Source organism: Actinotignum schaalii, assembly GCF_028864145.1.
In the GTDB taxonomy this organism is placed as follows: domain Bacteria; phylum Actinomycetota; class Actinomycetes; order Actinomycetales; family Actinomycetaceae; genus Actinotignum; species Actinotignum schaalii_B.
In genome coordinates this window covers 29,907-43,724 of record NZ_JARBHJ010000002.1, presented here as the reverse complement: position 1 = coordinate 43,724, position 13,818 = coordinate 29,907, and the positions used below count along the sequence as shown (strand labels likewise).

Below are 13,818 nucleotides of genomic sequence, written 5' to 3'. Positions count from 1 at the left end.
AGAGCTCTGAGGCACTTCCCCAGCTTCAGATCGCTCGCGGGGGATCACTATCGCGGGCGCCGCAATAAGAAGGGCACAGGATGGAGACAGCACGTACCTCGGGCGCGCCGCGCGCCGCCGGGAACGCGCTGCATGCCCCGGTGCTTGTGGACACCTGCATCGAGCTCCTGGCTCCCGCTTTCCAGGTTCCCGCCCCCGTCCTCATTGACTGCACCCTCGGGATGGGCGGGCACACCGAAGCCTTCCTCGAGCGTTTCGAGAACCTCACCGTTATCGGAATTGACCGCGATCCCGCAGCCATTACTTTGGCGGGGGAGCGCCTGGCCCGTTTCGGGAAGCGGTTCCGCCCCGTCCAAACCACGTACGACGACGTGGCCGCGGCAGCGGGCAATCGCCCCGTGGATGGAATCCTCATGGACTTGGGAGTGTCCTCCCTGCAATTGGATGAAACCGAGCGCGGGTTCTCCTACTCCCACGATGCTCCGCTTGATATGCGTATGAACGCCCAGGTCGGGCGCACCGCCGCAGATATCCTCGCGGAAGAATCGGTAGGTGAGCTCACTCGGATTTTGCGCGAGTACGGGGAAGAAAAATTCGCCCATCGTATCGCTACCACCGTTGTGCAACGGCGCGTCAGTGCCCCGTTGCTCCGCACGGGCGAACTGGTGGATATCGTGCGTTCGGCCATCCCCGCCCCGGCGCGGCGCACCGGGGGAAATCCCGCCAAACGCACTTTCCAGGCGCTGCGCATTGCGGTGAATGACGAACTCGGAACACTTGAGCGGGCCTTGCCGGCAGCCCTCGCCGCTTTGCGGGTGGGTGGGCGCATCGTCGTCGAAGCGTACCAGTCCCTGGAAGACCGCCTGGTGAAACGGGCTTTTGCCGCCGGGGCCACCTCTCGGGCACCCAAGGGACTGCCCGTTGAACTTGAAGAACATAAACCTTGGTTGGAGCTCCTCACCCGAGGAGCGATCCGAGCCAGCGAAGAAGAAATTACCCGCAACTCCCGGTCCGCGTCCGTTCGCTTACGCGCTGCCGAGAAAATCCGTCCCGGAGGTCAGCTATGAGCGCACAGCCCCACGCTGTTGCAGCGCCGCGTACCCGCCCCGTGATCTCGGGGCGTCCCGAACTCACGCTTATCCCCACCCCGGCGGCGCACCGTGGCTTCCTCGGCACCGTGATCATCTGCCTGGCGCTCTTCTTCGGCGCGTTTGCCACAGTTTTCGCGCTTAATACGCGTATGGTAGGCACGGCGTACGAAATCCGCTCCGTCAAGCAGGAGCTGGCGGTCGCGCAATCGGTGGAGTCCACCCTCACGGATGAAGTGGTGGGGGCCTCCACTCCGCAAGGCCTGAAGGAACGCGCGCAGGCCCTCGGCCTCGTCCCCGCCACGGACGTTCAGCACATGGACCTGGGGTCCGCTACGATTCTTGCTCCGATTCCGGGGGAGTGACACGAAGGAAGAGCCGCATGAAGGAACTAGCCCGCCGCTGGAAGTCCGCGCAGCCGCACGTACGGCGCGTGCGCACCATGGCGATTATCTTCTTCTTCGCGCTGGGGATCCTCGGGGTACGGCTCATCGACCTGCAATTTATTCGTGCCGATGCCCTGGCTGCCTCGGCGGATGCTTTCCGCACCCGTACCTATACCCTGCAGGCCAAACGGGGCGATATTGTGGACGCCAACGGGGCGGTTCTCGCCACCTCAGTGGAACGCTATAACGTGGGCGTCAACCAGAATCTCATCGGCTCCTATCGGCACTACCAAACCGATGCCAACGGGGACTACGTTCTGGATGTCAATGACCAGCTCATCGTGGAAGGCACCGGGGCGGCAGAAGCTGCGAAAGTACTCGCACCGCTGCTCGGCGTAGATCGGGCGGAACTGGGAGGCACCCTCCTGGGCGGTGAGAAAAAATCCACCTTTGTATATATCGCCCGGGATATTTCCCCCGAAAAATGGCGGGAAATCAACGCGCTGGGAATTCCGGGAATCGAACCCGAACAGTTCATGAAACGCGAATACCCCAACGGTTCGGTGGCCGGAAACGTGCTCGGTTACGTCGGGGAAACCGCAGATAACCCGGTTCCTACCGGGCAAGCTGGGATTGAGCGCACCTTCAATGATGCGCTTTCTGGCACCGATGGGCGCTTGACGGTGCAAACCGCCGGAGGCGGCGCCGTCGTACCGAATGGGAAAACCGAACGCGTGGATCCGGTCAACGGTGCGAGCGTGAAACTCACCATCGACCGCGATCTGCAAAACGCCCTCATGGAATCCCTCGACGCTTCGGTGGACGCCAATGCCGCGGATTGGGGCGCCGCCGTTGTTATTGAAGTGGGGACGGGGCGGGTGCTCGCCCTCGCCGATTCCCACGCCCCCGATCCTTCGCGTCTCCAGGAAGCGAGTCCGGATTCTTGGGGCTCGCGTGCCGTGCAGGCGCCGGTCGAGCCGGGCTCCTCCGGTAAGCTCCCCACCTTCACCGCGGCCATTGATACCGGCACCGTCACTCCGCTCACCCAGTTCACGGTGCCGGACACCATCACCATGCCTAATGGTGAAAATATCTCCGATAATGACCCGCATCCCACCCAGGGGATGACGGTGGCTGGGATTCTCGCGCAGTCCTATAACACCGGACTCGTCCAGATTGGCGACACGGTGGACGATAACGTGCGCTATGACTATATGCGCAGCTACGGGTTGGGAAGCCCCACCGGGATCGAATTGCCAGCCGAATCTGGCGGCATTGTGCGCCCGCCGGAGCAGTGGGGCCAGCGTGATCGCTACACCACCATGTTCGGGCAGGGATGGGCGGCTACCACCGTGCAACTCGCGCAAATCGGGGCCACTATCGCCAACGGGGGAGTCTATATCCCGCTCCACGTGGTGGACTCCACCACCGATGCCAATGGGCGCACCACCCCCACCGTTCCCGGGGAAAGCCACCGCGTCATGAGCGAGGAATCCTCGCGCACCATGATGAATATGATGCAGGCGGTTACCAATAACCAATCCACCGGGTGGCGCGGCAAAGTTCCAGGCTACAACGTGGCCGGTAAAACCGGCACCGCCCAGGTTCCGGACGCCAACGGAAACCTCACCCGCCGTGTGGGTACCTTTATTGCGGCCATCCCTGCCGAAGACCCGCAGATCGCGGTAGCGATAGCGGTCTACGGCGGGGCCGGGGCCGGATACGGTGGTGACACCGCGGTGCCTGTTTTCGCGAACTTCGCACCTTTCGCGATGCGGCACCTGGGCGTGCCACCCAGCACCGTTCCGCTTTTCAAATATCCGTGGTTTTCATCCGAGGTAGGCAACTAGTGAGTGACGAATTCCCCCTTCCGCAGGTGCGTCCGGTGGCGCTCAGTGAAATTCCGGGCGTGGAAGCGCGCGTCCCCTCGGGGGAAGTGCACGCTGACGATACAGCCTCGAGCAGCGCTAGCGGCACCGCAGTCACTTCCGTGACTGCCGATTCGCGCGCGGTGCATGAGGGGGCGCTTTTCGCCGCGCTGCCCGGTGCTCACGCCCACGGGGCACGCTTTGCCCCCCAGGCGGCGCAACGGGGCGCACGCGCCATCCTCACCGACACCACCGGGGCAGCTCTCATTGCGCAGGCCGGGGTGGAGCTTCCTCTCCTCGTGGTGGAGGACCCGGCAGCACACCTGGGTGCCATTGCGGCCCGCATCTACGGGGAGCCAGCCGAACGCTTGCGCAGTTTCGCCGTGACCGGCACCAATGGTAAAACGACGACGACGTATCTCCTGGACGGCTTGCTTACCGCGCTGGACCGCACCACCGGGCTGGTAGGAACCGTGGAAACAAAAATTGCGGACCTCTGCGCCCCGGCGCATCTGACCACACCCATGCCCGCGGATTTGCAAGCATTGCTCGCCCTCCTGGTGGAACGGGGCGGGACGGACGTATCCATGGAGGTTTCCTCCCACGCTCTGGCCCAGCACCGTACCAGCCCCGTGGTCTTCAGCGTGGCAGGATTTACCAATCTCACTCGGGACCATCTCGACTACCACCGCACCATGGAAAACTATTATCAAGCCAAACGCAGCCTCTTTACGCCGAGCTGTTCACGTAGGGCAGTTATCACCGTCGATGATGACTGGGGCAAGCGCCTGGCCGGGGAAACCGAGGTTCCCACCGTGGCCCTCGCGGTGTTCTCCGAGCTTGATGGCCGGAACGGATACCAGGTGCGCGATATCGAGCGCGGCCCCGTTACATCTTTCACGCTGGCCCACAGCGAGGGCTGGGAGATGACGGTGCGCACCGGCCTGCCCGGAGATTTCAATATCGCCAATACCGCGCTCGCCGTGGCCATGGTGCTGGAAAGTGGAGCGGACCGAGGCGCCGTTGGCGCGGTGGTGGGTGCCGGGCTCACCCCGCAAGTTCCCGGCCGCATGGAAGTGGTGGGCAAGGTGCCGCGCGTCGTCGTTGATTTTGCGCATAATACCGCGGCGCTGCGCCTGGCGATCAATGCTCTGCGCCCCACCACCAGCGGTCAGCTCATCGTGGTGACCGGAAGCGCCGGGGAGCGTGATGTGGACAAACGCCCCGAGATGGGGCGGGCGGTGGCCGAACTGGCCGACGTCGTTTACATCACGGACGACGATCCGCACGAAGAAGATCCCGCACCGATTCGCGCCGCGCTCCTGGACGGGGCCCGCAGTGCGCACAGCCCCGCCCGCATCGTGGAGATCGCTGATCGCGCCACCGCCATGCGCACCGCCATCCGTGATGCGGCAGCGGAGGATACCGTGCTGCTGGCCGGGCGCGGGCACGAAACTTATCAACCGGTGGCCGGGGGGCGTAACATTCCGCTGGACGACCGCGAGGTAGCGCGGGCGGCGCTAGCTGCCCGGGCTCACCGCGGCGTACTCGACAAAGACACGCAAGAACAGAAAGACACGCAATGATTCCCATGTCCTCCGCGGAGGTTGTCGCCGCTGTCGCCGGGACCGCGCTTGCACCGCTGTGCGATAGTGAGGTCACCGGGGCGGTTATCGACACTCGCGCCATCACCCCCGGTGTGCTATTCGCCGCCGTGAAAGGCGCGCGCGTGGACGCGAATACCCTGAGCGGCCAGGCGCGCGCGGCAGGAGCCAGCCTCATCCTCACCGAGGACGGCCCAGCGGCCCTGGCCGGTGGCGCCGAAGCCGAGCGTATTATCGTGGTCGATGATATCCCCGCGGCGCTCGGACGCCTGGCCCGGCACAATCTTGAACTGGCCCGCCAACTCAACCCCGACTTGCGGGTTATCGCGGTGACCGGGAGCGTAGGGAAAACAACCACGAAGGATCTTCTTGCCGCGATATGCCGGGAACGCGGGAACGTGGTTGCCCCACCGGGATCACTCAATAACGAAATCGGCTTGCCCCTTACGGTGCTTCGTGTTGACGCTAGCACTGCCACTCTAGTTGCGGAAATGGGTGCCGACCATATCGGCAACCTCGCCTACCTCACCTCTATCGCACCCCCGGATATTGCCGTGGTGCTGGTGGTGGCCCGCGCGCACCTGGGTGAATTTGGGGGCATCGAGAACGTGGCGCGCGCTAAAGCGGAACTTGTGGAAGGTCTGCGGGAGGACGGCATTGCCATCCTCAACGCCGATGATCCGCGAGTTGCTGCCATGGCCGGGAAGGTCGCGAGCGGCAGGGTACACACTTTCGGGCGCGTGCATCCAGCGGACGTGACGGCAACCGACATCACCCTCGGAAGTGACGGTCGGGCAAGCTTCACTCTTCATATGAACGACGGCGCAGCCAGCCCCGCGCCGTCCGCCTCGTATGCACCGTCGGCACCGTCGGCGCCGTCCGCTCCAAGGGTCAGCCTCGGGCTCGTGGGGGAACACCAAGTCATGAATGCACTCGCGGCGGCAGCTGCCGCGTCCGCCGCAGGGGTCGGCCTGCCCGCCATCGTGGCGGGGCTATCCAGCGGGCCTGCCAGCGCCCACCGTATGGATGTATTCCGCCGCGGCTCCACCCTCATCATCGACGACTCCTACAATGCCAACCCGGATTCTATGCGCGCCGGCATCGCCGCGCTCGGACAGCTCGGGAACGGGCGCAAAGCCGCGATTCTCGGCGATATGCTTGAACTCGGCGCGACATCTCGGGAAGAACACCTCGCCCTCCTCCCGGCCCTCGAAGCCGCCGGAGTGAGTCTCCTCATCGCGGTGGGTCCCCAGATGGCGGCGCTCGCGGAGGTAGCCCGTGACGCCGGTATCACCGCCCGCGCCGTCGGCGCGTGGGAAGAAGCCGAGGCGGTGCTCTCCGATATGCTCAATGCGGATGGGGCACTCCTCATCAAAGGTTCGCACGGCTCGGGTGTGTGGCACATCGCCACCCGCCTCAAGGGGGAATAGTGCTCGCGCTCATTATCGCTTTTGCGGTCTCGCTTCTCGTCACCCTATTCGGGACCCCTCTTCTCATCCGCTTCCTCGTGCGCAAGCAATTCGGCCAATTTATCCGCCAGGACGGCCCCACCTCGCACCTCGTCAAGCGTGGCACCCCCACCATGGGAGGCCTGGCTATCGTGGCGGCGGTTGTTATCGGTTACCTGGTGGGAAATATCGGGGCTGGGCGCAGCCCGGGAATGTCCGGAATCCTCCTCCTCGGACTCATGATCGGCATGGCGGGCGTGGGCTTCGCCGATGATTTCACCAAGATTTCCCGCAAACAAAGCCTGGGGCTCACCCCCTGGGCGAAAATCGCCGGCCTGGGGATTGTTGGTGTCGCCTTCGCGGTGCTTTCCCTCATGTTCGCGGATGAAAACAACCGAACCCCGGCATCCATGCGCATTTCCCACGTGCGCGATACCGGCCTGAGTCTCGCCTTCGCCGGCACCGCCGTCGGCATTATCCTCTTCATTATCTGGGCGAATTTCCTCATCACCGCCTGGTCCAATGCCGTCAACCTCACCGACGGCCTCGACGGCCTATCCACCGGTGCCTCCATCATCGCTTTCGGCGTCTACACCCTCATCACCATGTGGCAAAGCAACCACCCCTGCTACGGGCTCGTGGACGCCGCCCCCGGTTGCTACCCCATCCGCGACCCGCGTGATCTCAATATCATTGCGGTGGCTCTCGTCGGAGCGCTTATCGGATTCCTCTGGTGGAACACTTCGCCGGCCCAGATCTTCATGGGGGATACCGGCTCTCTTGCCCTGGGCGGCGTTTTCGCGGGAATGTCCATCTACACCCACACCGAATTCCTCGCCGTGCTCATCGGCGGGCTTTACCTCCTGGAAGTCATCTCCGACGTAGTCCAGGTGGGCGTTTTCAAAATGACACGAAAACGGGTATTCCGCATGGCACCTATCCACCACCATTTCGAACTCAAAGGGTGGAACGAAGTCACGGTTGTGGTGCGCTTCTGGGTAATCCAAGCCCTGTGCGGTTTTATCGCCCTGGGTATTTTTTACGCTGAGTGGTTGATGCAAAGATGAGTGAGTGGCAACATCCGGGTGCGGCGGAACTGGCAGGGCGCCGTATCGCCGTCGTCGGTTTAGGGAAATCAGGGCGGGCCTGCGCGCGGGCGCTGACCGAGCTCACCGAGGCGCGTGTGAGCGTCTGGGACGCCGATATTACTAAACTCGGGGCGGTCACCGCGCTCCCAGTGGACACCGGCGGCAGCGACCCGACCCCGGCCGAACTGGCGCGCAAAGTGCTGGCGTGGCGGCCCGACGTCATTATCCCCGCACCCGCCATACCCGAAATCGGCCCGCTTTTTACTACGGCCGCCGACCACTGTATCGAATTGTGGTCCGAAATTGAACTGGCCTGGCGCCTGCGCGCCCATGACGGTGCGGGGCAGGCCGCCCCGTGGCTCGCCGTCACCGGCACCAATGGCAAAACCACCACGGTGACCATGGCGGCGCATATTTTGCGTGCCGCACACCTAGGGGCCGAACCCATCGGGAACGTCGGCAATCCCGCAGTCACCGCCGTGAGCGCCACCGGCCCGGATGCCCCGCGTGCCTTCGCCCTGGAGCTCTCATCCTTCCAGTTGCGCACCACCCACACCATGGAACCGGCTGCCAGCATCTGCCTCAATATTGCCGACGACCACCTCGAATGGCACGGCAGTCGCGCCGCCTACGCCGCCGCGAAAGCCCGCATTTACGAACATGTGCACACCGCCGCGGTCTACCCGGTGGGCGATAACACCGTCCAAAGCATGGTCGATAGCGCGGACGTGCGCGAAGGCGCGCGTGCCATTGGCATCACCACCGGAATTCCCGCTGTCGGCCAGATCGGCATCGTGGACGGCCTTATCGTGGACCGTGCTTACGGGAAGCAACGGTGGACTAGCGCCGTGGAGATCGCTTCGTTGAACGACGTCGCCCATCTGGCTCCCAGCACCGCGGCGCTGCCGCGCCACCTCATCTGGGACGCCCTGGCCGCCGTGGCCCTCACTCGGGCCATTGATATTCCCGCGGAGGTGGTGCGCGCTGGCCTCCAGCACATGCGCCCGGGCCACCACCGCATCGAGACCGTGAGCGAACGCGCCGGGGTGCGCTACGTGGACGATTCCAAAGCCACCAATGCCCATGCTGCTCTCGCGTCCGTCTCCGCGCTGGCCGAAGGCACCTGCGTGTGGATCGTGGGCGGGCAACCCAAGGGCGCCCGCTTTGAGTCCCTCGTGGCACAGGTGCGGGACAGGCTGCGCGCCGTCGTCGTTATTGGCGTGAACCAAGAACCCTGGCACGCGGCCCTGGACGGATCGAACCTCCCCGTCACCTATATCGATCCTGCGGCCTCCGAACCCATGGCGCGCGCGGTGCTGGCTGCCTCGCGCTACGCACAGGCGGGGGATACCGTCATGCTGGCTCCCGCCAGTGCCTCCATGGACCAATTCACCTCCTACGCGGATCGCGGTGATCGCTTCGCCGCGGCCGTGCGCGCCCTGCCCGCCCCGTTGGAAGGTAGCGCTGTAACGGGGGACGGTGCCCCGGCAGCGGAGACGGTGCAGGATAACGGTACGCCGGATAGCTCCACGGAGGCGCCTCATGCGTGAGCGAACTGAGAAGCCGCAGGCACCGAGTATCCCGGAGGAACGCGTGCGCAACGTCATGCACCGTTCCATCCTCCTCCTCGTGGTGGCCACCTCGATTCTCACTCTCCTCGGGCTCCTCATGGTGTTTTCCGCCATCACCCCCGGGGCGGTGCGGGCCGAATACGAAGACGGCCCCAACCTGTTCCGCTCCGCCTACCTCCAGATGGCCTACGCCGCCATCGGCACCGTCCTGGCGGTGATCTGCGCGCGTATTCCCCTCGCTGTTTTCCAGCGCCTGTGGGGCCTGGCCCTCGGCTTCGGGATCCTTTTGCAGGGGCTCGTGCTCACCCCGTTGGGTGCCTCCGTTGCCGGTAACCGCAACTGGATTGCCTTCGGCCCCATCCGGCTCCAGCCCTCCGAATTCCTCAAACTCGCCATGGTGGTGGCCCTGGCCGCGGTGCTCGGGCGCATGGTGCAAGGCGCCCACTTCCAGCTCTCCGATTGGAGCGGCCCCATTGCCATCACCGGCGCGTCCATCGGCGCGGTGCTCGTGGGTGGCGATATGGGAACCGCCCTCATTTTCCTTCTCATCGGCGTGGGAATGTTCTGGATGGCCGGCTTCCCGGGCCGTTATTTCCTTATTAGCGGGGCGCTGGGTTTCTTCCTCGTCGTCGTGCTTATTTTTTCCAGCCGGTCGCGCATCACCCGCATCCAAGACTTCTTCCAAAATCTCTTCACGCTTCCCACCGGGCAAACGCCTTCCCAGGCTGATTACGCGCTCTGGGCTTTCGGCTCCGGGGGGCCGGGCGGATCCGGCCTGGGCACCGGAATTGAAAAATGGCCCGGGAACCTCGCCGAAGCACATACCGACTTCATCTTCGCGGTGGTGGGAGAAGAACTCGGCTTCTTCGGGTGTGCCGTCGTCATCGTGCTGCTCGGCACCATCGGCTACGCCCTTCTCACCATTTGCATGTACCACCCGCACCGTTTCGGCCGTTTCGTGGCCGGGGGAGCCACCCTATGGCTATGCGGACAGGCCGTGGCAAATATGTTCGTTGTTACCGGCCTGCTGCCCGTTTTCGGAGTGCCGCTTCCCTTCATGAGTCAGGGCGGCTCCTCCGTGATCTCCTGCCTCATGGCGGTGGGAGTTTGCGTGGCGGCAGCCCTGGCGGTCCCGGGCGTGAAAGAATCGTTCCGGCGCTCCAGCTCACTCGCGGGCCGGGTGCGCGCAGTTATCAGGAGGACTTCGTGACACTAGTGCTCGCCGGCGGGGGAACCGCCGGGCACGTCAATCCGCTACTGGCCACCGCCCACGAACTCGCCGGGCGCGGGCACCGTATCCTCGTGGTCGGCACCGCCACCGGCATGGAAAAAGACCTCGTTCCCTCCAGCGGCTTCGATTTCGCCACCGTGGAACGCGCACCGTTCCCGCGCCGTCCCGATAAGGACGCGCTACGTTTTCCCGTGGCTTTCCCGCGGGCGATACGTCAAGCACGCCGTATTCTCACCGCGGCCGGAGCCGAGCTGGCAGTTGGTTTTGGAGGTTTCGCCTCCACCCCCGTCTACGCGGCTGCGCGCCGCGCCGGCATCCCGGTGGTGGTGCACGAACAGAATGCACTGCCGGGCCTCGCCAATAAACTTGGGGCACGGGGCGCGGCCGCAGTCGCCCTCACCTTCCCCTCCACACCGCTGCGCGCCGCGTGCGGCATCACCCGCACCGTCGGGCTGCCGCTACGCCCCGCCATCGCGGCCCTGGCCAGCGCTGATAGGGCAGCAGCACGCACCGCCGCAGCGGCGCGCCTCGGATTAGACCCGCTGTTACCCACCCTCGTGGTTACCGGGGGCTCCCTGGGTGCTGCTCACCTCAATGACGTGATGACCGCCGCCGCCTCCCGCTGCGCCGCCGCCGGCGTGCAGGTACTTCACCTCACCGGGCGGGGCAAAGCCGCCGCGGCCCAGCGCACCGCCGCTACCATCCCCAGCTACCGCGTGCTCGAATATCTGGAAGAAATGGAACTTGCCTACGCGGTGGCCGATACCGTGGTGTGCCGCGCCGGAGCCGGCACCGTGGCGGAAGTTTCCGCTTTGGGTATCCCCGCCGTTTTCGTTCCGCTCCCTATCGGCAACGGGGAACAGGCGCGCAACGCCGCGGACGTTGTGGCTGCCGGCGGGGCGCTACTCATCCCCAATGCCCAGTTCACTGCGGACTCGGTGGGTGCCGTGCTGGACATCGTCACCGACGCATCCACCCGCACCCGCATGGCCCAGGCCTCGCGCGCCATCTGCCCGGCCGACGGCGCAGCCCGGCTCGCTGATCTTATTGAGGAGGTTCTCAGGTGACACATATCCATCTCATCGGCATCGGCGGGGCAGGCATGAGTGTGATCGCCGATCTGCTGCATGCCGAAGGCTGGACCGTGACCGGCTCCGACGCCCGCGCCTCGGCCACCACGGAGCGCCTAGCGGATTCCGGCATCACCCTGTGGATCGGAACGAAACCGGAGCGCCTGAGCGCCGACACCCTCGTGGCGGTATCCTCCGCCATCCGGGAAGATAACCCCGAGCTCGCGCGGGCCTGCCAGCTCGGTGCCCGCGTCATCCACCGCTCCCAAGCTCTCTCCCTCGCGAGCGGGGATCGCGATTTTGTGGCGGTGGCCGGCGCGCACGGAAAAACCACCACGTCGGCGATGCTGGCGGTGGCACTGGAGGAAGCTGGCCAGGCACCGTCCTGGGCGATTGGCGGGAGCGTACGCGGGCACGGCTCCGGAGGGCATCTGGGCACCGGGAAGGTCCTCGTTGCCGAAGCTGATGAATCAGATGCTTCCTTCCTCAACTACCGGCCCCGTATCGCCTTGGTCACCAACGTCGAACCCGATCATCTCGACCATTACGGTAGCCGGGAAGCTTTTGAAGAGGCCTTCGCGGAATTCGCGCGCTGCATCGTCCCCGGCGGGCTCCTCATTGTTTGCGGCGACGACGCCGGTGCGGCCCGCCTGGGCGCTCAAGCGGTAAACGAAGGTATTCGGGTGGTGAGCTACGGGCGGGGCGCACCGCTCCCTGGCGCGGAAGCCCACGTGGCTCTCGAGGACGGGGCACTACGGTGCGGGGAAAGCCGCGCGCCGCTTTCCCTCCAGGTCCCCGGATCCCATAACGAACTCAACGCGGCCGGAGCGGCCGCCGCAGGTCTAGAACTGGGCGTGAGCCTGGCCGATATGGCCCGCGGTCTGGAGACTTTTACGGGGACGGGGCGGCGTTTTGAGCTGCGCGGCGAGGTCGGGGGAGTGCGACTCTTCGACGATTACGCCCACCATCCCACCGAAGTGGAAGCTACCTTGCGCGCCGCCCGCGCCGAGGCCGGTGAGGGTAGCGTGCGAGTCCTCTTCCAACCGCACCTGTATTCGCGCACCCGCAATTTCGCGGATCGTTTCGCCACCGCTCTTGAACTGGCGGATACCGCCATTGTTACCGCCGTATACGGGGCCCGCGAAACGCCTTTCGACGGCATCGAGGGCGATATGATCACTTCCCGCATGGGAAGAGCTGGGCATTTTATTGCCGATAAACACGAGGCTGCCCGGGCGCTCGCGAAAAGCGCGAAGCCGGGGGATCTGCTGCTCACCATGGGGGCCGGCGACGTGACCGCTCTGGGGCCCGAAATACTGGCGGCGCTGGGGGAGGGGACAGCGCGGTGAAAGAACCATCCCGGCGTCGCTCCGCACGCGATATTAATCCGCGGGCGGAGATCACCTACGTTCCCACCGCAGCCACCGCCCCGGTGGTATACGACGACGGCGACGCCCCGCTAGCCGACCTAGCGAGCACCACAACGGTATCCCTGGACGAGCGCCTCGAAGAAAAAGCTTCTGAGAAACGCCGGGTGCGCTGGCGGCGCCTCGGGGTGGTTGGTGCGGTACTCGCCGCGCTTGCCGCCCTGGCTTGGGTGATTTTCTTTAGCCCGCTCCTGGCCTTGCGGGTCAGCGATATTACCGTCTCGGGTATCCCCGCGAACGCGGCGGTGACCGCGGAAGACGTCACCGCCGCCCTCGCCGAACGCTCGGGAATCCCGCTCCCACGCCTGGATACCGAAGCTCTTGCCACCGATCTAAGCGAGCAATTTCCACCTATCAAGGAAGCGCAGCTACGCCGCAGCTACCTCCACGGACTGGAGGTCACCCTCACCGTGCGCGAGCCGGTAGCCTGCCTGGTGAACAAAGGAACATGCTCCGCCATGGACCGGGACGGCGTGAGTTTCCCGGTTCTCCCCGAGGTGGAAGCAAATCTCCCGCGAGTAAGCCTCACACCTGGGCCTGCCACCCGCTCCGAGGACGGGAACGACGGTCCGGGTATTCGCATCGCCCTCGATGTACTCGCAAGCCTGAAGGAGGATGTGCGCGCCCAGGTAGCCGGGGTATCGGTAAGCGATAGCGGGCGGGTCGGACTCGATCTCAACTCCGGGCAGAAGGTGATCTGGGGCGATGCTCAACGCTCCGATCTGAAAGCGGCAGCACTGGCCACCGTGATTAGCGTTCCTGGCCAGGTATACGACGTGTCAGAGCCCACCGCCGTCGTCGTTCATTAATCCTGAACCGGTTATCGCACCGATGCAGACCACCGCCGCACCGCTCGACGTAATCTCCGCACCGTTCTGAGCGATTACCGGACCGTTCGACCGGATTTCCACACCGTAGCGCAGATCACTTCGCAACACACCAGCGCGGGGAATTGCACCGTTGTCATTCACCTACTATCTTTTCCGCGAAGTCAGGAACGAAAAACCTCAAGTTTTACTTGAGGTTCGGGAGGAAAA

Annotated in this window: 11 protein-coding genes; all 11 read left to right on the top strand. The window is 64.8% G+C overall.

Translation table 11 applies throughout. From position 1 onward, the window contains the following. The first annotated feature begins 80 nt into the window (after positions 1–80). Genes rsmH through PWJ82_RS00765 form a run of 11 tightly spaced genes read left to right on the top strand, consistent with a single transcriptional unit; the run spans position 81 to position 13,590 of the window. Positions 81–1,067, top strand: a complete 987-nt coding sequence (rsmH, locus tag PWJ82_RS00815) for a 16S rRNA (cytosine(1402)-N(4))-methyltransferase RsmH (protein ID WP_274734887.1) — start codon at positions 81–83, stop codon at positions 1,065–1,067. Further along, entirely contained in the window at positions 1,064–1,453 is a 390-nt protein-coding gene (locus PWJ82_RS00810; RefSeq protein WP_016442540.1) for a hypothetical protein, read from the top strand. Before rsmH ends, PWJ82_RS00810 begins: the two co-directional genes overlap by 4 nt. 17 nt (positions 1,454–1,470) lie before the next feature. Further along, positions 1,471–3,324 carry a peptidoglycan D,D-transpeptidase FtsI family protein gene (locus tag PWJ82_RS00805; RefSeq protein WP_274734886.1) on the top strand — a complete coding sequence of 618 codons (1,854 nt, stop codon included), beginning with the start codon at positions 1,471–1,473 and terminating at the stop codon, positions 3,322–3,324. Further along, on the top strand, positions 3,324–4,928 hold the full coding sequence (locus PWJ82_RS00800; protein WP_274734884.1) for a UDP-N-acetylmuramoyl-L-alanyl-D-glutamate--2,6-diaminopimelate ligase: 1,605 nt from the start codon (positions 3,324–3,326) through the stop codon (positions 4,926–4,928). The genes PWJ82_RS00805 and PWJ82_RS00800 overlap by 1 nt, the downstream gene beginning before the upstream one ends. 5 nt (positions 4,929–4,933) lie before the next feature. After that, on the top strand, positions 4,934–6,376 hold the full coding sequence (locus PWJ82_RS00795) for a UDP-N-acetylmuramoyl-tripeptide--D-alanyl-D-alanine ligase (RefSeq protein ID WP_274734883.1): 1,443 nt from the start codon (positions 4,934–4,936) through the stop codon (positions 6,374–6,376). Continuing rightward, positions 6,376–7,461 carry a phospho-N-acetylmuramoyl-pentapeptide-transferase gene (gene mraY / locus PWJ82_RS00790; RefSeq protein WP_016442544.1) on the top strand — a complete coding sequence of 362 codons (1,086 nt, stop codon included), beginning with the start codon at positions 6,376–6,378 and terminating at the stop codon, positions 7,459–7,461. Before PWJ82_RS00795 ends, mraY begins: the two co-directional genes overlap by 1 nt. Further along, on the top strand, positions 7,458–9,032 hold the full coding sequence (gene murD, locus PWJ82_RS00785) for a UDP-N-acetylmuramoyl-L-alanine--D-glutamate ligase (protein WP_274734881.1): 1,575 nt from the start codon (positions 7,458–7,460) through the stop codon (positions 9,030–9,032). Before mraY ends, murD begins: the two co-directional genes overlap by 4 nt. Continuing rightward, a complete protein-coding gene (locus tag PWJ82_RS00780) occupies positions 9,025–10,263 on the top strand; it encodes an FtsW/RodA/SpoVE family cell cycle protein (protein WP_274734879.1) in 1,239 nt (412 codons plus the stop codon). The genes murD and PWJ82_RS00780 overlap by 8 nt, the downstream gene beginning before the upstream one ends. After that, positions 10,260–11,351, top strand: coding sequence for an undecaprenyldiphospho-muramoylpentapeptide beta-N-acetylglucosaminyltransferase (gene murG / locus PWJ82_RS00775; RefSeq protein ID WP_274734878.1), 1,092 nt, complete (start codon positions 10,260–10,262; stop codon positions 11,349–11,351). Before PWJ82_RS00780 ends, murG begins: the two co-directional genes overlap by 4 nt. Continuing rightward, positions 11,348–12,703: a UDP-N-acetylmuramate--L-alanine ligase gene (gene murC / locus PWJ82_RS00770; RefSeq protein WP_274734877.1), complete on the top strand. Its 1,356-nt coding sequence runs from the start codon at positions 11,348–11,350 to the stop codon at positions 12,701–12,703. Before murG ends, murC begins: the two co-directional genes overlap by 4 nt. After that, complete coding sequence (locus PWJ82_RS00765) at positions 12,700–13,590, top strand: cell division protein FtsQ/DivIB (RefSeq protein WP_274734876.1); 891 nt, start codon at positions 12,700–12,702, stop codon at positions 13,588–13,590. The genes murC and PWJ82_RS00765 overlap by 4 nt, the downstream gene beginning before the upstream one ends. The last annotated feature ends 228 nt before the right edge of the window (positions 13,591–13,818 follow it).

Bases quoted from the DNA above. Each gene is read 5' to 3' on its own strand.
- murD (WP_274734881.1), top strand. From the start codon at position 7,458: ATGAGTGAGTGGCAACATCCGGGTGCGGCGGAACTGGCAGGGCGCCGT.
- PWJ82_RS00780 (WP_274734879.1), top strand. From the start codon at position 9,025: ATGCGTGAGCGAACTGAGAAGCCGCAGGCACCGAGTATCCCGGAGGAA.
- PWJ82_RS00805 (WP_274734886.1), top strand. From the start codon at position 1,471: ATGAAGGAACTAGCCCGCCGCTGGAAGTCCGCGCAGCCGCACGTACGG.
- PWJ82_RS00795 (WP_274734883.1), top strand. From the start codon at position 4,934: ATGTCCTCCGCGGAGGTTGTCGCCGCTGTCGCCGGGACCGCGCTTGCA.
- rsmH (WP_274734887.1), top strand. From the start codon at position 81: ATGGAGACAGCACGTACCTCGGGCGCGCCGCGCGCCGCCGGGAACGCG.
- PWJ82_RS00810 (WP_016442540.1), top strand. From the start codon at position 1,064: ATGAGCGCACAGCCCCACGCTGTTGCAGCGCCGCGTACCCGCCCCGTG.